Raw genomic sequence first — 21,630 nt, forward strand, 5'->3', positions numbered from 1 at the left:
ACCGCGTAGGCGCGCGCCAGCATGGCGTAGGCGACGCGCACGCATTCCGGACTGTTGCCGAGCCGGTGCAGCCGCAATGCCATCCCGAAGGAGTCGATCGCGGCGTCGACCTCCCCCTCGCCCAGGGCCAGTGCGCCGGTGAGCAGGTGGGCCGCGCCGCCGACCCAGATCTCGGTACTCGGGTCGATGCCGTCGAGGATCTGCCGCAGTTCGGCCGCCGCCCGTTCCGGTTCACCGAACTCCACGAGCAGCGCGAACGCCAGCGCCAGCCGCGCCCGACGGCACGCGGCCGCGTTCCCGTCGGCCGCGGTCGCCACGATCAGGCCGTCCAGCGCCTGTTCGAGGTCGGCGGTGGCATCACCCGCCAGCAGGGTCACCGCCACCGTGATCGCCAGATCCGCGGCCACCACCCGGTGTCGCGGGGTCGCGGCGGCCGCCAGCCGGTACAGCGCGGCGATATTGCGCCGCTCCCGTTCGAGGAAGCGCCGGGTGTCCTCCAGGTCGCGCAGCCGCTCCCCCGCCGATTCGGTCGCGGTCGACGGCAGCACCAGTCCCGGATGCCGCACCCGCAGCACGGTTTTCATGGTAGCCAGATAGTGATCGAGCAACCGCGCCAGCACATCGGTCTCATCGGAGCGAGAGCCGTGGCCGAGTGCGAACATCCGCATGAGTTCGTGATAGCGATAGCGCCCCCGCCCGATGGATTCGAGCATGCCGCGATCGACCAGTCCCTCGCACAACTCCTCGGCCTCGTCGACCGCACATCCCAGCGCCACCGCGGCGGCGGCCAGCGGCAGCTCCGGCAGACCGGTACCGGCGAGCAGCCGGAAGGCCCGCGCCGCCGCCGGATCGAGCTGGTCGTATCCGGCCTGGAACACCCCGTCCAGGGCCAGTTCCCCGGTGCGGAAACAGCGCAGCCCGGCACGTTCCTCGGCCAGTCTCCGCGCCTCCGAGGCGATGGTCCAGGTGGGCCGGGCCGCCACGCGCGCGGCCACGATCCGGATCGCCAGGGGCAGCAGCCCGCACAGCTCGACCACCCGCCGGGACGCCTCGGGTTCGGCGGCCGCCCGGTCCACGCCGACGATCCGTGCGAACAGCTCCTCGGCCTCGTCGCGGGCGAGCACGCCCAGCGCGGTGGGCCGTGCCCCGGGCAGCGCGGTCAGGGGTCGCCGCGCCGTCACCAGCACCGCGGATCCGGGCGTTCCGGGCAGCAGCGGTGCGATCTGGGCGCCGTCGAAGGCATCGTCGAGCACCAGTAGCAGCCGCCGACCGCTCACCGTGGACCGGAACAGCGCCGCCCGCTCGTCCACCCCCGCCGGCATCTCCCAATCGGGCACGCCCAGGGCACGCAGGAATCCGCCGAGCACCTGCCCCGGGTCGGCGGGCAGCGCGGCCGCGCCGTGCAGGTCCACATAGAGCTGCCCGTCCGGGAAGCGGGCGCGCATCCGATGCGCCACATGCAGCGCGAGGGTGGTCTTTCCGACCCCGCCCATACCGGATACGGCCGCGATGGGCAGGCTCAGATCGTCGCGCAATTCGTCGCACAGCCGCTCCACGGCCTCGCGCCGACCCGTGAAATCCGCGGTGTCGGGCGGCAATTGGGCGGGCACCGGCAGCGGTGCGGGCGCACCGGCGGCCACGGTGGGCAGTTCGTCGGTGAGGATGCGCTGATGCAGTTCGATGAGCGCCGGTCCCGGTTCGATGCCCTGGTCGGCGACGAGCAGGCGGCGAATGCGCTGGTATTCCTCCAGCGCCTCGGTGCGGCGGCCCGCGCGGTAGAGCGCGGTCATCATGAGTCCGCGCAGCCGTTCACTGAGCGGGTCGGCGGTGATCAGCCCTTCCAGATCGGTGATGGCGCGCGGATAGTCCTGTGCGGCCACGGCGAGTTCGACCCGGTCCTCGCACAGCACCCGGTGCAGGCGGCGCAGCCGGGCCCGTTCGGCCTCGGCCCACGGGCCGGGCACCCCGGTGAGCGGATCGCCGCGCCACTGCCCCAACGCCGCCTCCAGTACGGATTCGGCGCGGTCCAGATCGCCGGCGATGCGCAGCTGTTCGACCTCGACCCGGAAGCGGTCGACCAGGTCGGTGTCGAGCTCGACGGCCCCGTCGAGCCGGTAGCCGCCGGTACCGGAGGTCAGCCGCACCGCATGGGTGCCCGCGGCGAAACGCTTGCGCAGCGCCCAGGCGTAATTGCGCAGCGCGCCCAGCGCGGACGGCGGCCGCCGCTCACCCCAGATGCCGTCCACCAGCTCCTCGACCGAGACGGTGCGTCCACGCGCCCCGGCCAGAATGAGCAGGGCGGCCTGCTGTTTGGGCGGCATGGCGGCCGTTGGCACGCCCTCGTGACTCAGCTCGACCGGTCCGAGTACCGACAGTCGCCATGTCATCGCAATTCCACCTCAATACCTACACTCCCGCGCCGACCGCCGGATGTGGCGCTCGTCACGGTGAGCCACCGCTCGTCGTGATCGTTGCACGACCACGGTGGTTATTACCAGCCGAACCGGGATGTGGTCGGCGGGTGCCCGGAATTCGGGCGGATCAGACGCTGCGATCGGTGGCCAGCACCGCCCGCACATCGTCCGGGTCGCCGGACATGCTCAGCCGCACCTCATCGCGTCCGAAGGCGTGCAGCAGCAGTTCCGACGGCGGTCCGGTGAGCACCACCGTGCGGCCACCGGCGGTGTGCGCGGTGTGGCGGCGGCCGTCCGGGGTCGCGAGCACCACGGTCACCGGCGACTTGCGATACGCCATCTTCGCGACGGGACGCAGCGCCTTCCACAGCCGGTCCTCGTCGTCGGGTGACATCTCCCGCGCCTCCCAGCTGGTGCCGGCGCGGCGGACGTCCTCGTGATGGACGAACATCTCGGTGAGATTGGCGACCGAGTCCACCAACCGCAGGGGCGACCAGACGGGCGGGCCGGTGCGCACCTGTTCGAGCAGTTGCGGGAACGGCCGCCGCGCCACTGTGGATTGCACGCGTTCCAAATATCCGGCCAGGGGTTTCAGTAGGATTCCGGGCGCCGCGTCCGGACGGCGCTCACGAACGATCAAGTGGGCGGCCAGATCCCGCACCGTCCAGTCGCCACAGAGGGTGGGGGCGTCCGGACCGGCGGCCGCCATGGTCTGCACCAGATGTTGCCGCTCGCGTTGGGCCATGCTCATACGCGCACCCTAATCGGACAAACAGCTCAGCAGAAGGGTCGGCCTTAAGGGAAACACCCGGCCGGCGATAAGCGCTCCACATGATCATTACCACATCACCGGCACGGCAGTCCGGTACGCGAATCGTGCGGCAACCGCTCGTTTCCGCTGCTTCCGGGTTGGCGTCGGCCAATTCGGGTCGGTAGCTTGACTCCTCGGTCCATCGGGTCGTGGACCCATAAGCAAAGAAGGGCAACACCTTGAAGAAGATTGTCAGCGGCGCGGCCGCTGTGATCGCGGCGGCGGGTTCCCTGCTGGCCGTCACGGCGGCACCGGCGAACGCGGCGGGGTACAACTACGGCGCCATCGCGCTGTCCAGTTCCACGGGCAGCATCGGCTACTCCTACGATTACGCCTCGCGGGCGGCGGCGCAGGACGCCGCGCTGAGCGAATGCCGGGGGATGGATTGCAAGATCGTCGCACGCTTCGCCAACGGCTGCGGCGCGGTCGCCTACTCACGCCAGGGTTACTACACCTTCGGGGCGGCGGAATCCCGGAGCGCTGCGCGCAATCAGGCGCTGGACCGCAACCTCTCCGACGCGACCATCATCCACTGGAACTGCACCAGCGGTTACCGGCTCTGATCCTTCATTCCGATTCAGGGAGAATTTCGTTGAAGCACACCATTTTCCGTGCCGCCGCCGCGGTGGCGGTGGCCGTCTCAGCCTTCGGTCTGGCGGCCTGCGGCTCCGGTGACGACACCGGTTCCGACGCGACCACCACCTCCGCCGCGCCCGCGGGCGAGTTCGAGGGCTCCACCGAGGACGAGGACAAGGTGACCGGCGCCGCGCCGTCCACCACGGAGGTCCCGAATCTGCCGAAGCCGACCGTGGCGGAGTTGAACGACAAGATCAACAAGGCGTTCGATCCGTCCATCGACGCCAAGACCAAGATCAGCTGGATCGAGGACGCGGCCGTGGACCCGCAGCTGGTCGACAAGCTGGTCGACGCCGCCAAGCAGAACAATGTCACCGTCGAGATCACCAATGTGCAGGATCCGGTCGACGGCAAGCTGAAGGCCGACGCCAATGTGACCATCGACGGTTCCCCGGTGGAGAACGCCACCGTCGCCTTCGTCGCCGAGGGCACCGAGTGGAAGGTCGACCACGGCTTCGCGTGCAGCATCGTGAAGGCCGCCAAGCTGGATTCCGCCGCCTGCCAGGACAACTGAGAGTAGCGGCGAAAAACGCAGCGCCCCAGCGATTTCCGCTGGGGCGCTGATTCGTCCGCCGACGCCGCCTACACGCCGATGACCGTCGGGACGATCATCGGGCGGCGGCGGTAGGTGTCGGCCACCCAGCGGCCCACCACACGGCGCACGCCCTGCGCGATGCGGTGGGTGTCGGTGACGCCCTCGCCCGCCAGGCGACGCAGTTCGGCCTCCACCAGTTCCTGCGCGTCGGCCAGCGCGTCCGGATCGTCGGAGAAGCCACGGCCGTTGAGTTCCGGTGTGGTGACGGCTTTTCCGGTGGTCTCGTCGACGGCGACGGTGATGGAGATGAAGCCGCCCTCGCCCAGCACCAGCCGGTCCGACAGCGTGGACTCGCCCACATCGCCGACGGATAGACCGTCCACGTACACCTGGCCGACCCGCACCTTGCCGGTGATGCTGGCGATACCGTCCACCAGATCCACCACGACGCCGTTCTCCGCCAGCACCACCCGCTCCTCGGGTACGCCGGTGGCCACCGCCAGTGCCGCGTTCGCGCGCAGGTGCCGCCATTCGCCGTGCACCGGCATGGCGTTGGTGGGCCGCACCGCGTTGTAGAGGTACAGCAGCTCACCGGCCGAAGCATGGCCGGAGACATGGACTTTCGCGTTCTGCTGGGTCACCACGGTGGCCCCGAGCCGCGCCAGCCCGTTCACCACGGTGAAGACGGCGTTCTCATTGCCCGGAATGAGCGAGGACGCCAGCACCACCAGGTCGTCGGCGCGGATATTGATCTGCCGGTGGTCGCCGCGCGCCATGCGCGAGAGCGCCGACAGCGGCTCGCCCTGCGATCCGGTGGAGATGAGCACCAGCTTGTGCACCGGCAGATTCGCCGCCTGATCCAGGTCGACCACCAGGCCATCGGGGATGTCGAGGTAGCCGAGATCCTGGGCGATCTGCATATTGCGGACCATGGACCGGCCCACGAAGCACACCCGGCGGTCGTAGCGCTGCGCCACGTCCACCACCTGCTGGATGCGGTGCACGTGCGAGGCGAAGGAGGCCACGATGACCCGACCGCGCGCCTTGCCGATCACTGAGTCGAGCACCGGCCCGATCTCGCGTTCGGGGGTGACGAAGCCGGGCACCTCGGCATTGGTGGAGTCCACCAGGAACAGATCCACGCCCTCGTCACCGAGCCGCGAGAAGCCCGCCAGGTCGGTGAGGCGGCCGTCCAGGGGCAGCTGGTCGAGTTTGATGTCGCCGGTGTGCAGGACGATGCCCGCGGGCGTGCGCACCGCCACCGCGAGCGCGTCGGGAATGGAGTGGTTGACCGCGAAGTACTCGCAGTCGAACGGCCCGTGCTGGGTGTGCTCGCCCTCGCTGACCTCGATGAGCTTGGGCTGCAACCGATGTTCGCGGCATTTGGCCGCCACCAGTGCGAGCGTGAACTTCGCGCCCACCACCGGGATGTCGCGCCGCAGGCGCAGCAGGAACGGCACCGCGCCGATGTGGTCCTCGTGACCGTGGGTGAGCACCACCGCCGCGACATCGTCGATGCGGTCCTCGATGGGGCCGAAGTCCGGGAGGATCAGGTCGACGCCGGGCTGCTGGTCCTCCGGGAACAGCACACCGCAGTCGATGATGAGCAGTTTGCCGTCATGTTCGAAGACGGTCATGTTCCGACCGATCTCGCCGATGCCGCCGAGCGCGAACACCCGCAGGCCGCCGCGCGGGGCGGCGGGCGGGGTGCCGAAGGCGTGCGGATCGCGCACCGGCGGTGCGGACTGCTCGCCGCGATCGGACCGGCCCGACTGGCGGCCCCGGCCGCCACGCCGGTTGCGGTCGGACGAGCGGCCCCGGCCGGATCGTCCGCCCTCGGACTCGTTTCGGCTGCGATCTCGTGATTCCTGTTGCGCGGCAGCGGGTTCGGGCGTCGTAGTGGACGTCGAAGCCGGTGCGGCGGTTTGCGTTGTCGGCGCGGCGGTCTCCTTGATAGGTGTGGCTGATTGCTGGGTGTCGCGCTCCCGCACCGGTTCCGGTGCTCCCGCGGCGCGGCTCGCGGTACGGCGTGGGCGACGACCGATGGGGTTGCTCATACAAGCACCCCCGCGGCGCGCAGGTCCGCGGCCAGGTCGTCGAGTTGTCTGTCGTTCGGGATGAGTTGCGGCAGGCGCGGCTCGCCGACCTCGACGCCGAGCAGGCGCAGGGCACCCTTGGTCATCGCAACACCTCCGAAACGGGCCATGGCCCGATAGAGCGGAATCATGCTGGCATTGATCTCGCGCGCCTTGACGATGTCACCGGCCAGGTATGCGGTGTGCATGGCGCGCAGCCGATCGGGCACCAGATGCCCGATGACACTGATGAATCCGACGGCCCCGATGGACAGCCAGGGCAGGTTGAGCACGTCGTCGCCGGAGTAGAAGTCCAGTCCGGTCTCCGCGATCATCTCCGCACCCGCGTTGAGGTCGCCCTTGGCGTCCTTGACCGCGACGATGCGCGGATGTTCGGCCAGCCGCCGCAGCGCCTCCGGCCCGATGGGGATGATCGAGCGCGGCGGGATGTCGTAGAGCGTCACCGGCAGATCGGTGGCGTCGGCGACGGCGGTGAAGTGTGCGACCAACCCGTCCTGGGAGGGCCGCGAGTAGTACGGGGTGACGACCAGCAAACCGTGGGCACCCGCGCGCTGCGCGTTGCGCGCCAGCTCGATGCTGTGCGCGGTGTCGTAGGTGCCCGCGCCCGCGATGACGGTGGCGCGGTCGCCGACCGCGTCGATGACGGCACGCAGCAGGTCGAACTTCTCGGACTCGGTGGTGGTCGGAGATTCGCCGGTGGTGCCGGAGATGGCGAGCAGGTCGACGCCTCGGTCACACAGGCTGGACGCGAGGGCGACACCGGTATCGACGTCGAGCTTGCCTTCGGCGGTAAAGGGGGTCACCATCGCGACACCGACAGTGCCGGACGCGTGCAGCTCGGTTCGCGTCGAATTACCGTTCGTCATAGCCAGAAGGCTACCCGGTGGCAGGAATGGGTTTTGCACCCTTGTCGCCGAAGCGCCGCCAGTCGGACGCGGATTCGTGTAATGGGGGTTGTACCTGACATCATTTCACTCCTTGTGTGGCGTCATTCGTGACGTCACACTGGTGTCATGGACCTGAACAAATACACCGCTCGCCTGCGCGAGGACCTCATTGCCGCGGCCACGCTCGGCGATGAGAAAACGCAGGCCACGGCCGCCGCGCTGGCCGCAGCCACGGAGAATTCCGCCCGGCTGACCCTGCTGGCCGCGCTCTCGGATCTGGCCACCGAGATCAGCGCCACGCTGGGCGATCGGACCGTGCACGTCTCCGTCGACGGCACCGACGCCCACGTGGATGTGCGCAAGACCGCATCCGATGCCGAACAGCCCTCCTTCGAGGAGGTCACCGGCGATATCAGCCGGGTCACCCTGCGACTGGTCGAGCAGATCAAATCGCGCGCCGAGGAGGCCGCAGCACAGAGCGGGCAATCGCTGAACTCGTGGCTGTCGACCGCCGTGCAGGGCGCGCTGCGGGACCAGATGCGCAAGGGCGGCTCCGGACGCTACGACGAGTGAGGCGGTGACGGCCCGCCGTCGTGCCCGCGACGTCCGGCCGACACACCGACGAGCCGATCGGATCAGCCCACCGTGACCTTGCCGTCGGTGTCGATCTCGGTGCGCTGGTCGCGCTCCGGACCGGTCGCCAGCACCGTGGCCAGCAGCCGCCGCCCCAGCGGCAGCACCCGCACCGTCACCGTGCCCGTATTGGCGGCGTCCAATTCCCTTGTGGCGGCGTCGATCACCCGCTTGCGCACCCACTCGGGCACACCGGTGAAACCGCCGTCGTCGAGCAGCACCACCTCGACCCCGCGCGATCGCGCACCCCGCGCCGCGCAGCTCAGCTCATCGGTCACCAGTTGCGGCGCCCGCAGCCCGTCGCGGAGCTCGGCCTCCAGCAGGCGGCATTCCTCGCGTTCGGAGACGGTGAGTTCCACACCGTCGGCGATGCGCTCCAGGATCGGCCCCGCCACCCGGTCCAGCCGGGTGAGCTGGCGGGTGCGCTCGTTGTCGGCGGCCGACATGGTGGCCTCGGCGGCCGCGCGCAGCATGGCCTCCTCGCGCAACAGCCGCAGCGACCGCTGCATGGGTCGCATGATCGCCGCGAACACCGTGATCGCCGCGACCGTGCCGATGGGCACGATGGAGCCGACCACCGCGCTGGCCTCCAACTGCGGACCCATCCCCGCGACCGCGACCACGGCCGCGATGGCGGCCACACCCACCCAAGCGATGCGCACCCGCCCCCGCAGCACCAGCACCGCCAGCACGTACGAACTCGCGTAGGCGGTCCACACCGAATGCGACTGCCCGCCCGGGGACAGGCTCATGACCGTCAGCCCCGCCGAGGCGGGTCCGGCGGCGGCCGCGAACAATGCCACCGGAACCGGCAGCGGATCGACGGGCACCACCATTACCAGCGCACCCGCCGCGAGCATGAGCGCCATACCCGCCAGCGCCGACCAGAACGGCACCCCGTGGAAGTTCTTGTACATGTACAGCGCGATGGTGGCTTCCAGGATGACCAGGAACAACCAGCCCGCGCCGCCGCGCAGCCCCAGCAGATCGCCGAGGCCGAAGCGGCTGTCGGAAACGTCAGAGTGAGCCATCGCCACCCCAGACCAGTGTCACCGTGGTCCCCTCCCCCGGCTGTGATTCCACGAAGGCCGAGCCGCCCGCGAGTTGGCGCATACGGCCCATGATGCTCATGGAGATGCCGAGCCGGTCGGCCGAGACCGCGGCGAGGTCGAAACCCGCTCCGTCATCGGTGAATACGATGCGGATACTGCCCGCGCTGATGGTGGTGGTGACCGTGCGCCGCACCTCCCGCCCCGGAACCGAGGCGTGGCGCAGGCTGTTGCGTACGGCCTCGGTGAGGGCGGCGGCCAGGGTGCTGGCGGCCGGCACCGGCATGCGCAGGTCGTCGAAGCCGGGCCAGGTGCGGGTGGCGAACCGGATGCTCGGATTCACCTCCTGCACGGCCGAGCGGAGGAACAGCACCGCCGAGCGGGCGTCCAGCAGGTCCGGATCGCGTTCCCCGCCGCGTACCTCCTCGAGCTGTTCCAGGGTGCGTTCGGCTTGGCGGCGCAGCACATCCGATTCGGTGCCCGCGCGCGAGGCCTCCAGCAGGGTGGACAGCACCGCGTCGTGGATGAGGGCGGCGAAGCGGGCGCGCTCCCGGTCGCGGGCCTGCGCGGCGGCGGCCACGGCGGCCCGGCGCGCGGCGATGGCCGATTCGCGGTCCACGCGTTCGGCCGCACCGCGCGCGGCGGTCCCGCACCAGACGAATAGCGCCGCGAGCCCGGCCGCGCGCAGAAAGTTCTCGATGAACAGCGCGGCCGTGAAATCGGTCAGCGTATAGACATTGGCGGTGGCGGCCACCGCCGACGCGACGATCATGTAGACGATCGCCCAGCGGGTGGGGAACGCCAGCACCGCCGCCGTCACCGCGATGACGAGCACCCGGAACGGCCAGATGGTGGAGGCGTTCACGGTGTCCGGCTCGAAGACGGCGGGCACGCTGGTGACCACCACCAGGAAACTCAGTGCGGCGCACGCGGAGACGATTTTGATCGGCCGCTGCCCGGTCAGCGTCGCCACCAGGGCCAGGATCGGGAAGAATCCGAAGGTCAGCAGGGCCGCGGTAATCGTCCACCAGAACGGGACGAACCGCCCGTGCTCGGCGATCTCCGGCACCTCGAACAGGCCGATGATGACCCCGCCGATACCGAGGGAGACGCCGAGGCGGCGCATGATCCGGTCGGAGGCGGCCGTCGTCCTGCCGTCGGCGGTATCGAGCGCTCCCCGCAATCGCCGCAGCGCAGCGGTCCACGACATGGCGGCCTCGGCGGGCGGGGAGTCCAGCGCGCTGGACGCGGTCATGCGTTCGTGTCGCGTTCCGGCACGGGCAGCCAGCCGTCCTCGACGGCCCGCTTGTACAGGTCGGTCTTGGTGTGCGCGGGACGTCCGGCATCGGCGTACTTCTGCCGGATGCGGCCCAGATAGTCGTTGACGGTCTGCTCGGACAGCCCGGTCAGCCGGGCCACCCGGGACGCCTTCTCACCGGAGGCGTAGAGCTGCAGCACCTCCTGCTGCCGCGGGCTCAGGCCCACGTCCTGGAGTTTGGGGTCGCCGTCGATGGCGGCGGCCCAGTCGGTGGTCACCACCAGCTCCTTGTGCGCGGCACGGCGCACGGCCGCCACCACGGTGGGCACATCCTCGGACTTGCGGACCACGCCGAGCACTCCCGCGCGCGCGGCGGCCCGCACCAGGAACGCGTTGTCCGCACCGGTGAACACCAGCACCTCGACACCGCTCTCCCGCAGCGCCAGCACATTGTCCTCGGGCGAGGACCCGTCGGCCAGCCGCAGATCCAGCACCACCAGATCCAGCTCCGGCGCCGCCGCCAACAACTCCGGCACGGTACCCGCCGTGATCACCAATTCCAGATCGGGCTCCGGCGCCAACATGGCCGCCAACCCGATCGCCACCGACTCGTGATCCTCGACCAACCCGATCCGGCGTGGCCTCGACTCCTGCGCCTCCACGGCGACCCTTCACCTCTTCCCAATCCCGATGTACCCCGGTGAGCAGTATGACCGTATTTCCGGCAGGTATGTCAGCCACCAGAAATCGGGGGGCGAACTGGGCCTGTCGCGCTCACTCCATGAGCTGCGCCGCCACGGTCGCACCGAGTTCCCAGCACGCTTCGAGCGCCTCCTTGGACGGCTTGCCCGATACCACCACGTACTCAGCGGCTTTCGTCCACCCGAGTCCCGTCGTGATGGCGGTGACGCCCTTCTCCGCCCCCTCCGTGCCCTCGTTGCCGTGGAGGTAACAGCCGAAGGGGCGGCCTCGGGTCGAATCGAGGCAGGGGTAGTAGACGACGTCGAACGCGTGCTTGAGGGCGCCGCTCATATAGCCGAGGTTCGCGGGGGTACCGAGGAGGTAGCCATCGGCCTCCAGTACATCGGTCGGCGATACGGCCAGCGCTGCCCTGCGCACGACCTCCACGCCCTCGATGTCGGGATCGGTCGCGCCGGAGACCACCGCTTCGAACATCGCCTGCATGAAGGGGGACGGCGTGTGGTGGATGATCAGCAACCGCGGCATGGTGTCGAGCCTAGGGGCCGGTCAGTTCGAAGTGCCAGAGGAGCATGGCCGGAACGTCGGTGTCGGCGGCACGCGCGGCTTCGGGAACGAGACCGGTCAGCGACCAGGGCCAGGCGTCCCAGGGGCCGGGCTCGGCGGTCGGGGTCGCATCGGCGGCGACGCGCGGCGGGCGGGGTTCCTCGCAGCGGCGGGCGGTGAAGCCCGCCGCGAGTGCGGCGCGTAGATAGTCGCCGGTGCGGTGACGATACGAGCGCACCCGGGCGGGAGCCCCGTCGGGCAGGCGTACCGTCGGAATGTACGCGCGCGCCACCAACTCGGGATGAACGTCGGCGATGACGAGCTGGCCACCGGGGCGCAGCACCCGAGCGAACTCGCCGAACACCGTGCCCAGTTCGGGCAGGTGCGTCAATGCCAGCGAGCACGTGACGATATCCACCGTATCGGTCTCCACCGGCAGGCCGGTCACCTCGCCCAGCCGAAATTCCGTCTCCGCCAGCCGCTTCCGCGCGACGGCCAGCATGTCCGGTGAGCTGTCCACCCCGATGACACGATGCCCGTGTTCGGCCAGTACGGCCGCCACCCGTCCGGTGCCACAGGCGGCGTCCAGTGCGATCCCACGCGCTGCCGAGGCCGCCACGGCGCGAACGATGCCCGCGTCGTACTCGAACGCCGGATTACCGGGGTCGTCGTACCGCTGTGACCAGACCCCGTATCCCGCAACGGAATCCACATGCTCCACCGACACTCCCGCCGCGAGCACCGGATCGTCCAGCAAGCGCCGCACCTCTTCGATCCGAGCCTCGGTGAATGCCCGGTCGTATTCCCCGGCGAAGGCGCGCAACAGCGCGGCACCTTCCACACCCAGCACGTACGCCAGCGGATGCTCATAAGCCATGCCCGGACGCTAACGGCCGCGATCGGTTCGACACCATCGAATTTCGCCGCACCGTCCGGCGGCCGGCTCGTCGCCCGCAGGCGGCTCCGCACCACCCGGCCGCCACCCTGTGGCCCGGAGGGTTCACTCCGCAGGGTCAGGACGCGTGGTCCGAGCCCACCCGCCGCGGCGACGATTTCCGCGGCGAGGCCGCCCCAACCGCCGACGGAGCCTACTGATAGACAATCCGCTATTGACAGTTACTGTCATATCAGTAGAAACTCTCGACATGTCACTTCGAGAACGGCAACGGCGGCAAATCAGGGCGGATATCCAGCGGGCGGCGCTGGAGTTGTTCGCCGAGCGGGGATTCGACGAGGTGACGACGGAGCAGATCGCCGCCGCCGCCGGGATATCGCCGAGTACGTACTTCCGGCATGTGCGGGCCAAGGAGGATCTGCTGCTGGATCCGGTGCGCGAAGGTGGGGCGGGGATCGTTCCACTGCTGGAGGAGCGACCGGCTGCCGAGCACGCCGACGAAGCTCTCGCACAGGCGATCCTGGCGCGATCCACCGCCCTGGCCGCCAGCGAACTCGAGCAGTGGCGGGCCGCGTTCGCGACGGCACCACATCTGCTCGACCGCGTGACCTTGATCGCGCCCGAACACCGGCAGCGGTTGATCGAACTGGTGGCGCGGCGGATGTCGCGCGATCCGGAGGCCGACAGCACTCCCGGGCTGCTGGTGCATCTACTGCTGGCCGCGGCCGAATTCGGCTACCTGCGTTGGTTGCGCAGCGGTACGGAGGAGGCGGCGACCCTGCCGGTGTGCGTGGAAGGTGCGCTCACCGCGGTCACAGGCGAGCGGTGGCGCTGAACCATTTGGCGGCAAGGCATTTCACAACAGAAGAGGTTCGAGCATGCAGTACGACACCGATACCGTTGACCTGCTCGTCGTCGGGTCGGGTGCGGCAGGTATGACGGCGGCCATCACCGCGGCCCGGCACGGACTGTCCACCGTGGTCATCGAGAAGTCGCGGCACTGGGGCGGTTCCACGGCACGATCCGGTGGCGGAGTGTGGATTCCGGGCAACGCCGTCCTGCGACGGGACGCCCCGGCCGACGACATCGATTCCGCACGTACGTATCTCACCGGCATCGTCGGCGATGACGGAGAGCCGGAACGCATCGACGCCTACATCGATCGCGGGCCGGAAGCCCTGGATTTCCTGATGCGGCATGCACCCCTGCGGATGCGCTGGGTGCCCGGATACCCCGACTACTACCCGGAGGCCCCCGGCGGGCGCGCGCACGGACGCTCCATCGAGCCGGAACCGTTCGACGCCGGGGCGCTCGGCGCCGACCTCGCGACATTGGAACCGGACTACGGGAAGGGGATGCGCAACCTCGCACTCACCCAGGCCGACTTCCGGCAATTGCATCTCGGCCTCCGCAACCCCCGGGCACCGTTGCGTGCGATACGAGTTGCCGCACGCTGGGCGAAAGGGCAGGTTCTGGGACAGCACGTGCTGGCGCGCGGGCAGGCATTGTGTGCCATGCTGCGACTCGGCCTCGACGCGGCGAATGTGCCGCTGTGGCTGGATAGTCCGCTGTTGGAGCTACAGGCGGACATCGGCCGGGTCACCGGCGCGGTGGTGCGGCGCGACGGCACCGAGCGGCTGATCCGCACCCGGCGCGGGGTCGTCATCGCATCCGGCGGTTTCGAGCACGATGCGACGATGCGCAAGCGGTACCAGCGCGAACCCATCGGCACCGAATGGACGGTCGGCGCGCGGGCCAATACCGGCGACGGGATTCGCGCGGGACAACACCTCGGCGCCGCGGTTCGGTTCATGTCGGATGCCTGGTGGGGTCCGTCGATTCCGCTCCCTCGACAACCATGGTTCTGTCTCGCCGAGCGCAACCTGCCGGGCAGCCTCATCGTCAACGAGCGCGGTGTGCGGTTCATGAACGAATCGCTGCCGTACGTCGAGGCGACGCACCGCATGTACGGCGGTGCGCATGGACAGGGCGACGGCCCCGGCGAGAACCTCCCCGCCTGGCTCGTCTTCGATCAGCGATATCGCAACCGGTACCTGTTCGCGGGCTTGGCTCCGCGCCAGCCGCTGCCGCGACGCTGGTTCGAATCCGGGGCGCTGCACCGCGCCGACTCTCTTGCCGAACTCGCCGCCCGGATCGATGTTCCGGCCGGCACGCTCGAGGCCACGGTCAGTCGTTTCAACACCTTCGCCCGCAACGGCGTAGATGCGGATTTCGGCCGCGGCGACAGCGCCTACGACCGCTACTACGGCGATCCGCGCCAGCGTCCGAACCCGAATCTCGGTGCGCTGGAACGGGCCCCCTACTACGCGGCCCGAATGGTTCCCGGCGACCTCGGCACCAAGGGCGGCCTGGTCACCGACGTCCACGGACGGGTGCTACGCGACGACGGCTCGATCATCGCAGGTCTCTACGCTGCCGGTAATGCCAGCGCACCGGTCATGGGCCACACCTACGCCGGGCCAGGGGCGACCATCGGCCCCGCCATCGTCTTCGGCTACCTGGCCGCGCTCGACGCGGCGGACGGGACGAACCGATCAGGAATCGGATGACGGGAGGGGCTTCGCGGGGCTGACCGGGACGGCAGCTGCGGCGTCCAGTGGTTCGGAGTCGGTGGTGATGGAGCCGACCAGGCGTTGGGCGGCGTCGGCGCGTACCCGGTCCTGGACGCCGCGGTCGGCGATACCGGCGATCAGGGTGTCGATGAGGGCGTAGCGGGCCGGGAGGTCGGGCTGCGGGGCGGTCGCGGCCGCGTCGAGCAGGAACCGGTGGTCGACCCCGGTGCGGCGGGCGACCAGGAGGGCGACCACGCCGCAGGTGGCGCCGACCAGGGCGGTGAAGATGACCTCCGTCGAGGCGTCGTCGGTGAAGACGCCTAGGAGGACGGCTGCGATGTAGGTGAGCGCGCCCAGGGTGGCGAAGAGTTGGGCGAGCAGGTGACCTCGTCCGGTACCGGCGGGACGGCGGCCACGCAGTGGTGGGGCCGAAAGAATCGCTCCCACAACGGGTACCGAGGCGGCTGCGATGACGGCGATCTCGATGTGCGGAGTAGCGGCGGTGGCCGGGAGGGCGGAGATGACGATGTGCAGGGTGGCCCTCCTTCGATCCTGAGCCGCGACCGCAGCGTAACCGAAGCAACCAGGTCGTGGTCTTCGATTCGGGGGATGCGGGTGGGTTCGGGTTGCGATGATTCTCGGTATGGCCAGGGACCCTTGGTATGTGCGCTCGACGGTCAGCGCGGCACTGTTGGTCGACTTCGCGGCGGAGCGGAGGATCGCGGGAACGGTCGCGTTGGCGGGGACGGGGATCGAGGAGGCGGAGCTCACCGATCCGACGGTGGAGATCGACCTCGACCAGGAGTTCCGGATCATCCGCAACATTCTGAATGTGACCGGGGACGAGCCGGGGCTGGGGCTGATCGCCGGAATGGCGGTGCATCTGCCGGTGATCGGGAATCTCGGGGTGGCGTTGAGCGCGTGCGCGACCGTGCGGGAGATGGTGGAGATGTGGACGCGGTTCGCGGATCTGTCGTTCGCGTATGTGCGGTACGCGCTGGAGACGTCCGGGGCGCAGGTGCTGGTGAGTATGGACGCCTCGAATGTTCCCGAGCAGGTGCGGCGGTTCGCGATCGAACGCGATCTCACGCTGATCCGCACGGTGCAGCGCGAACTGTTGAGCTGGGATGTGCCGGTGCAGCGGCTGGATGTCGTCCTCGGCTACTCCCCTGTCTACGAGGCGGTCGGCACGCTGCTGAACGTGCCCGAGATCCGGTTCGACGCCGAACGCACCGTGCTCGTCCTCGACGCCGCCGACCTGCGCCACCCCATGCCGCAGGCCCACCCGCTACTGCGCGCGCAGTACGAGCGGCTCTGCGTCGAGACCATCCAGCGGCGGCACGCGCGCACCGGACTCAGTGGGCAGGTGCGCGAACTGCTCGTCTACCGGGGCGGACTCGCGGGGCAGACGGAGGTGGCGGCCGACCTGAACATCAGCGTCCGCACGCTGCGCCGCCGACTCGCCGACGAGGGCACCAGCTTTCGCGCCCTGAGCCACGAGACCACCGGCATGCTCGCCGAGGAACTGCTCGCCAAAGGGTTCACCGTCGATACGGTGGCGCAGCGGCTGGGGTACTCCAGCATGTCGGCCTTCTCCACCGCCTTTCGCACTTGGAAAGGGTTGGCCCCCGGCCGTTTCGCCCGCGAGAGTCGGCAGGAGGCCTGCAGGGGCTGACGCGGACGTGCACCGCTGTCGACTGGCCGGAACAACCGCATCACGCGCTCGACGACGCAGACACTACTGCGCCGCAACGTCGCCCGGCGCAATCCCGCCGGTAGCCTGCGAGCTCTTGGTCCTCGCGGTGCCGACCGTGGCGGCGGCAGCCTGGGTCCTACCGGTCCAGCGCGCTCATGGCCGACGCCGGGTCTCCTTGCAGCGGCACACCGTGCACGGCCCGGCCGTATCTACCGAGCGTCCGGCACGGCACCGATCGGCGGCAGGAGTGCGTCCAGTTCGGCGGCCGCCGTGAGCAGGGCGCGGGAGCGCGCCGTGATATCCGCGTCCCGAGCGGATAGCCCGACCAGCACCTCGGCCCAGCGGCGCGCCCCGCGCAGTTGCGGCATGAGCGACTGGAGCGGGGCGATGCGGTAGCCCGCCAGCCGCAGCTGGTGCACGATGCGCGCGTCCCGGACATCGCCGGGCCGGTAGCTGCGCGCCGCACCGGTCGAGCTGCGCCCCGGAGTCACCAAACCCATTGCCTCCCAATGCCGCAGTGTCGACGGCCGCACGCCGAGCGCCTGGGCCAACTCCGAGATGCTCATGGCGTCGGTGGCACGCACGTCGTCGATGGACTCGTCGGCGATGGCGTGAACCGCCGCCTGCGCCAACGCGAGATCGCGGCGTTCGCCATCGAGGCGCGCGTGCGCGGCGTCCAGCAGCGCGAGGGGCTCCGACGGCGGCCCCGCGTGCACCGCCCGCATGATGGTCTTGGCCTCGACCGGACCCACACCCGCGGCCAACGCCCGGTAGGAGCGGGCGGCGCGCACATGGGTGTCGTCGTAGACCCGGTACCCGGTGGGCGTACGCCGCGCGGGCGGCAGCACCCCGTCGCGTTCGAGGTTGCGCACCTGCTGCACGGAGTATCCGGCCAACCGTGCCACCGCAGCGGTGCGTAAACCCGCCGAGTTGCGACTTTCTCCGACCTCACCTGCGCCCATCACCGAAAACCCTACACAAGCACTTCAATGCCACGCTGTAACCATGAGCATCGACGAGATCATCGCCTACATCGAAAGCCTCGGCGGCGTCCTGACCCTGAAGCCGCAGCCCGGCGACGGCACGCCCGAGATCGCCTGGGGCGACGCGTTCTTCTACTACGCCCCCGACGGACAGGTGCCGACCACCACCCAACCCTTCGCCACCATCGTGACCAAGGACTATCCCGACGACACCGCGTCACAGCTGTACCGGCCGAACACGTTCCGCGTGAACATCAGCGCCGGAAAGGACGCCTTCATTCAATCGACCGGACATACCCCACGCGAAGCCCCCGAGGTCGACGCCAGCGTCGCCGATACGGTCCTACCCCACCCCGTGTACAAGAGCGCCGCGTGGCTGGCGGTGGTGAACCCGGGCCCGCGCACCGAGGCCACGGTGCGCGAACTGCTCCGCACCGCCCACGACCGCGCCCGAACCCGCTACGACCAGCGCGCCGGTTAGCGCCGCCTACTTCCGGTCGCCCGCGAAGACGTCCAAACCCGCCGCCCGCAAATGGTGTTGCAGCTCGCGCGCATTGAGTTCGGCCAGATACCGGTTGTACGCGTCCATCGCGCGATCGGTATCGCTCGCGGCCGCCCCGCGCGCGGGCAGCAGCCCGGCGGGAATCTCCCGAATCTCCCCATCCGACAAGGGGTTCCCTTCGGTCAGCGCCGCGTCCCGCTCCATCGCCCGGAACCGGACCAGCCCCCACAGGAAGAACCCCGCGAACACCGGGAACAACAGCACATAACCCGGATTGTCGTCGACCCCATACCCGGACCCGCGCCCCCAGGCCAACCAACCGAGCAGCAGCAACATCGCGGCCGCCGCCGACACCACGGCACCCACCAGCGTCAGTCGTCTCTTGTCCGGCACAGCGACGATGCTAGCGACCTACTACGCGAGGTAGCAGCGCACCCCTGTCCCGGCACAGTACCGCTCGGCATTCCCCTCGGCCACCTCGGCAAATTCGGTCAGCGGCCAAGTCAGCGCGGTCGATTCGCAAGCTACTCCGGGCCACCCAGCTCGATCGGCCGGTACGCCAGCGCTTTATCCACGATCTGCCCGGGGGTCAGGGGAGGATCGGAGAAGTCCCAGTTCGACGAGCTGACCACGATCCAGTTCGGCGATATCGACTCCTTCCTGCTGACCCGACACGCAATGCGCGCCTACACAATAGGGCTCAGCGATACCGACTGGACCTTCTCACCCATCGCGCCCACGATCAATTCGGTATGACGATGGGACAGGACATGGCGCCCACGGCACAGGCGAGTGACGTGAGCAGGTTCTGCATCACGTCGGCGGAACCGGTGCCGAGGGAACTGCTGCCGGTGCCGGTGGTTTCCGCGGTGGCGGAACCGGCCGCGGTGACAAGTCCGGTGGCGACGGCGAGGGTGGCGACAGTTACGCGCAATGTTCGGGTTCGGCGGTTCATGGCTGAATCATATGGTCGGGCAGTCGAATTCGGCTGCCCCCGAATACAGGGTCTCGATCGTTTCGTCGATGCCGTTGTCACCACGGCACCACTCCGTCACGGCTCACGAACGAGCCGGAGGCGGCGTCGATTGTCCGCATCGCGGCCGCGACCACCGGTTCGGCGCCCTGTGCGGCGGTCAGGGGCGCTTGGGCGCGGTTGATGGGTGAGAAGTCGGTCTGCACGAAACCCGGGTCGACGGAGACGACCGTGATGCCGATGTCCGCGAGGACCTTCGACAGGGTGATGGTCAGACTGTTGAGGGCCGCCTTGGATGCCTGATAGGCGGGCACCACCAGGGCCGCCGGATCGGCCTGGGACTGCAAGGTCAGCGAACCCATGAACGAGGACACGTTCACGATCCGACCCGAGTCGCCGCGCCGCAGCAGCGGCAGCATTGCCTCCACCATGTAAAACACCCCGATCACATTGGTTTCGACGGTGCGCCGCACCGCTTCCGGGTGCACGTACCAGCTGGGGCCGGGCGCATCCCATTCGGCGGCGATGCCCGCATTGTTCACCAGTACATCGAGCCGCCCGTGGTCACGTTCGATGTCGTCGGCCAGCCGCTGCACCGATGCGGTCGAGGTGACCTCGAGGTGGTGGCCGCGTGCGTCGACACCCCGCTCCCCCAGCCGCCGCGCCGCGGCTACCGCCGCTTGCTCCGAGCGCCCGGTCACGATGACCGTGCACCCCGACAGGCCCAACCCCAGCGCCGTCTCGAACCCGATACCACGGGTCGAGCCCGTCACCACCGCAACCTCGGCCACACCGATTCCTCTCCGAATACGCCGCTCGAATGAACGTCCCTCGGATCATGGCCCGCGAGGACCACACGGCACCGGCGGGAATCCGACGTGGCATTCCGCGCACCCGGCGGCTGCCTCAGCCTGCGGTCGCCAGCACCCGCCACACCTTTCTGGAACGCGAGCGAACCTGCGGGGCCGCGTACTCGATGCGCCGACGCGCTTCGGTCGCACTGATGCGCAACAGATCGGTCAGCAACTCCACGGTGTCCCGATAGCCGGTGTCCGCGGCGAGCCCACGGCGCTCGGCTTCGGCGACGGCGGCGCGCATGGCGGCGTCCAGTCGCCTCCGACGGCGTTCGGTTTCGACGAGGGTGCGCAGCAGGTCGACATCGGCCAGGTCCGGCCATCCTGGTGCTGGAGCATTCGGCGCCAGCGCGGTCGAATGTGTGGTCACCCGAGGCAGCCTACCGCACGATAGAACATATGTTCGAGAAACGCGGCGGATGCTCAGGGGAGTGTGGCGATGGCCAGGGTGCGCAACCGGTCGGGGTCGGCGATGACTTCGTATTCGGTGATGCGAGTGCCTTCGAACTGGAAGCGCAGGACCAGGGTGAGGTGACCTCGCGGGGCGACCACGGCGCCGACCGTTCCGTCGATGAGGGCGGGTTCGGCGAACGCGGCGCGGCGGCCGAATCGGGCGATGTCCTCGGTGACGCGGGTGATGCCGTGCGCGGTGAGCGGGGTGCCGGTGAGGACGGCCGCGGCGTCGGCGCGGCGTACAACGTCGGGAGCCAGGATCGCGAGCAGCGCTTCGACATTGCCGGTATGGGCGGCGTCCAGGAACGCCTCGACCACGCGGCGGTGCCGGGCGAGATCCACGGGGGAAACCGCGGGGTTGCCCCGGACGCGTCGGCGGGCGCGGCTGGCGAGCTGTTTGGCGGCCGTCGGTGTGCGGTCGACGACTACGGCGATCTGGTCGAACGGCACCGCGAAGACGTCGTGCAGCACGAAAGCCACCCGTTCGGCGGGCGACAGCCGATCCAGCACGACCAGCAGGGCGCGGCTGACCGAGTCTGTTTGCACAGCCGCCTGTTCCGGGTCGTAGGTGGTGTCCCGCAGGTCGGGGGCAGCGTCGTCGAGCGGGTGCTCGGGATGGGCGGCGCGGGAACGCAGGTGGTCCAGGCAGATTCGCGAGATCACCGTGGTCAGCCAGGCGGGTAGGTTCGCCACCTCGGCGGGGTCGGTGCGGTGCAGGCGCAACCACGTGTCCTGGACCGCGTCCTCCGCCGCGGCCCACGAGCCGAGCATGCGATAGCCGACGGCGCGCAGGTGCGGGCGCTGTGCTTCGAACTGCCTCGTCAGCTCGTCTCGATCGGACATCGGTCACCTTTCCTCACGCCCGTTCGTCTACTGCACGAGTCCCTTTCACCGGGGAGAGCAGCGAACCAAGGAGATGTCCCATGTCTACCGCAGCGATCATCGTGTCCGTACTGGCGGCCCTGGCGGCACTCGTCGCGGCCGGTGTCGACGTGGTTCGGGCCGACTGGGTAGCAGGCAACATGGCCCGCTACGGCGTGCCTCGCAACTGGCTGCCAGGGTTGGCGGGCGCCAAGGCCGTGGGCGGAGTGGGGCTGCTGATCGGCTTGGCGGCGCAGCCTCTGGCGCTAGCGGCGG

At 69.5% G+C, this 21,630-nt stretch carries 24 protein-coding genes; 8 read left to right on the forward strand and 16 right to left on the reverse strand.

The window, feature by feature from the left end:
• Positions 1–2,387, reverse strand: a 2,387-nt coding sequence (locus ON31_RS20165; protein WP_051037521.1) for an AfsR/SARP family transcriptional regulator, incomplete at its 3' end; no start/stop codon positions are given.
• Positions 2,388–2,541: 154 nt separating this feature from the next.
• Entirely contained in the window at positions 2,542–3,165 is a 624-nt protein-coding gene (locus ON31_RS20170; protein ID WP_039815833.1) for a TIGR03085 family metal-binding protein, read from the reverse strand.
• A 239-nt stretch (positions 3,166–3,404) separates the two neighbouring features.
• Between ON31_RS20170 and ON31_RS20175 the strand changes: the two genes are divergently transcribed.
• Both ON31_RS20175 and ON31_RS20180 read left to right on the forward strand, forming a co-directional pair.
• Positions 3,405–3,788, forward strand: coding sequence for a DUF4189 domain-containing protein (locus ON31_RS20175; RefSeq protein WP_029928191.1), 384 nt, complete (start codon positions 3,405–3,407; stop codon positions 3,786–3,788).
• A 29-nt stretch (positions 3,789–3,817) separates the two neighbouring features.
• Positions 3,818–4,375: a WKL family lipoprotein gene (locus ON31_RS20180; protein ID WP_039815835.1), complete on the forward strand. Its 558-nt coding sequence runs from the start codon at positions 3,818–3,820 to the stop codon at positions 4,373–4,375.
• 68 nt (positions 4,376–4,443) lie between these two features.
• Here ON31_RS20180 and ON31_RS20185 read toward each other — a convergent pair whose 3' ends face one another.
• Both ON31_RS20185 and dapA read right to left on the reverse strand, forming a co-directional pair.
• Complete coding sequence (locus tag ON31_RS20185; protein WP_039815837.1) at positions 4,444–6,453, reverse strand: ribonuclease J; 2,010 nt, start codon at positions 6,451–6,453, stop codon at positions 4,444–4,446.
• On the reverse strand, positions 6,450–7,358 hold the full coding sequence (dapA, locus tag ON31_RS20190) for a 4-hydroxy-tetrahydrodipicolinate synthase (protein ID WP_039815838.1): 909 nt from the start codon (positions 7,356–7,358) through the stop codon (positions 6,450–6,452). Before dapA ends, ON31_RS20185 begins: the two co-directional genes overlap by 4 nt.
• 147 nt (positions 7,359–7,505) lie before the next feature.
• On the opposite strand from dapA, the gene ON31_RS20195 reads away from it, so the two are divergent.
• Positions 7,506–7,952: a hypothetical protein gene (locus ON31_RS20195; protein WP_039815840.1), complete on the forward strand. Its 447-nt coding sequence runs from the start codon at positions 7,506–7,508 to the stop codon at positions 7,950–7,952.
• 62 nt (positions 7,953–8,014) lie between these two features.
• Here the strand turns inward: ON31_RS20195 and ON31_RS20200 are convergent, their stop codons facing one another.
• From ON31_RS20200 to ON31_RS20220, 5 genes are all read right to left on the reverse strand, one after another.
• Entirely contained in the window at positions 8,015–9,043 is a 1,029-nt protein-coding gene (locus ON31_RS20200) for a DUF8320 family protein (protein ID WP_029928182.1), read from the reverse strand.
• Positions 9,030–10,316: a sensor histidine kinase gene (locus tag ON31_RS20205; RefSeq protein WP_039815842.1), complete on the reverse strand. Its 1,287-nt coding sequence runs from the start codon at positions 10,314–10,316 to the stop codon at positions 9,030–9,032. The genes ON31_RS20200 and ON31_RS20205 overlap by 14 nt, the downstream gene beginning before the upstream one ends.
• On the reverse strand, positions 10,313–10,981 hold the full coding sequence (locus ON31_RS20210) for a response regulator transcription factor (protein ID WP_029928179.1): 669 nt from the start codon (positions 10,979–10,981) through the stop codon (positions 10,313–10,315). The genes ON31_RS20205 and ON31_RS20210 overlap by 4 nt, the downstream gene beginning before the upstream one ends.
• Before the next feature lie 112 nt (positions 10,982–11,093).
• Complete coding sequence (locus ON31_RS20215) at positions 11,094–11,546, reverse strand: flavodoxin family protein (protein ID WP_039815845.1); 453 nt, start codon at positions 11,544–11,546, stop codon at positions 11,094–11,096.
• A gap of 10 nt (positions 11,547–11,556) precedes the next feature.
• The gene (locus tag ON31_RS20220) at positions 11,557–12,441 is read right to left on the reverse strand and encodes a class I SAM-dependent methyltransferase (protein WP_039815846.1); all 885 of its coding nucleotides are present in this window, start codon (positions 12,439–12,441) and stop codon (positions 11,557–11,559) included.
• Between the two features lie 268 nt (positions 12,442–12,709).
• Here ON31_RS20220 and ON31_RS20225 point away from each other — a divergent pair, with 268 nt between their 5' ends.
• Both ON31_RS20225 and kstD read left to right on the forward strand, forming a co-directional pair.
• Positions 12,710–13,294, forward strand: a complete 585-nt coding sequence (locus ON31_RS20225) for a TetR/AcrR family transcriptional regulator (protein ID WP_039815848.1) — start codon at positions 12,710–12,712, stop codon at positions 13,292–13,294.
• A 43-nt stretch (positions 13,295–13,337) separates the two neighbouring features.
• On the forward strand, positions 13,338–15,029 hold the full coding sequence (gene kstD, locus ON31_RS20230) for a 3-oxosteroid 1-dehydrogenase (RefSeq protein WP_039815850.1): 1,692 nt from the start codon (positions 13,338–13,340) through the stop codon (positions 15,027–15,029).
• Here kstD and ON31_RS20235 read toward each other — a convergent pair.
• Positions 15,015–15,479 (reverse strand): hypothetical protein, encoded by a 465-nt coding sequence (locus tag ON31_RS20235; protein WP_039815852.1) that lies wholly within the window; start codon positions 15,477–15,479, stop codon positions 15,015–15,017. The two genes, kstD and ON31_RS20235, sit on opposite strands and share 15 nt — an antisense overlap.
• Positions 15,480–15,675: 196 nt before the next feature.
• On the opposite strand from ON31_RS20235, the gene ON31_RS20240 reads away from it, so the two are divergent.
• Positions 15,676–16,707, forward strand: a complete 1,032-nt coding sequence (locus ON31_RS20240) for an AraC family transcriptional regulator (protein WP_063821539.1) — start codon at positions 15,676–15,678, stop codon at positions 16,705–16,707.
• Between the two features lie 230 nt (positions 16,708–16,937).
• Here ON31_RS20240 and ON31_RS20245 read toward each other — a convergent pair whose 3' ends face one another.
• Positions 16,938–17,690 carry a MerR family transcriptional regulator gene (locus ON31_RS20245; RefSeq protein ID WP_039815853.1) on the reverse strand — a complete coding sequence of 251 codons (753 nt, stop codon included), beginning with the start codon at positions 17,688–17,690 and terminating at the stop codon, positions 16,938–16,940.
• A gap of 43 nt (positions 17,691–17,733) precedes the next feature.
• Between ON31_RS20245 and ON31_RS20250 the strand changes: the two genes are divergently transcribed.
• Positions 17,734–18,192 carry a DUF6194 family protein gene (locus tag ON31_RS20250; protein ID WP_039815854.1) on the forward strand — a complete coding sequence of 153 codons (459 nt, stop codon included), beginning with the start codon at positions 17,734–17,736 and terminating at the stop codon, positions 18,190–18,192.
• A 6-nt stretch (positions 18,193–18,198) separates the two neighbouring features.
• Here the strand turns inward: ON31_RS20250 and ON31_RS20255 are convergent, their stop codons facing one another.
• From ON31_RS20255 to ON31_RS20275, 5 genes are all read right to left on the reverse strand, one after another.
• Complete coding sequence (locus tag ON31_RS20255; RefSeq protein WP_051037523.1) at positions 18,199–18,606, reverse strand: hypothetical protein; 408 nt, start codon at positions 18,604–18,606, stop codon at positions 18,199–18,201.
• Positions 18,607–18,955: 349 nt separating this feature from the next.
• Positions 18,956–19,168 carry a hypothetical protein gene (locus ON31_RS20260; protein WP_039815855.1) on the reverse strand — a complete coding sequence of 71 codons (213 nt, stop codon included), beginning with the start codon at positions 19,166–19,168 and terminating at the stop codon, positions 18,956–18,958.
• 77 nt (positions 19,169–19,245) lie between these two features.
• Entirely contained in the window at positions 19,246–19,977 is a 732-nt protein-coding gene (locus ON31_RS20265) for an SDR family NAD(P)-dependent oxidoreductase (RefSeq protein ID WP_039815856.1), read from the reverse strand.
• A gap of 115 nt (positions 19,978–20,092) precedes the next feature.
• Entirely contained in the window at positions 20,093–20,410 is a 318-nt protein-coding gene (locus ON31_RS20270; RefSeq protein WP_235204425.1) for a DUF222 domain-containing protein, read from the reverse strand.
• A 53-nt stretch (positions 20,411–20,463) separates the two neighbouring features.
• Entirely contained in the window at positions 20,464–21,336 is an 873-nt protein-coding gene (locus tag ON31_RS20275; RefSeq protein ID WP_039815857.1) for a sigma-70 family RNA polymerase sigma factor, read from the reverse strand.
• An 80-nt stretch (positions 21,337–21,416) separates the two neighbouring features.
• Between ON31_RS20275 and ON31_RS20280 the strand changes: the two genes are divergently transcribed.
• Positions 21,417–21,630, forward strand: a 214-nt coding sequence (locus ON31_RS20280) for a DoxX family protein (protein WP_039815858.1), incomplete at its 3' end; no start/stop codon positions are given.

Source organism: Nocardia otitidiscaviarum NBRC 14405 (assembly GCF_000308635.1).
GTDB classification, from domain to species: domain Bacteria; phylum Actinomycetota; class Actinomycetes; order Mycobacteriales; family Mycobacteriaceae; genus Nocardia; species Nocardia otitidiscaviarum.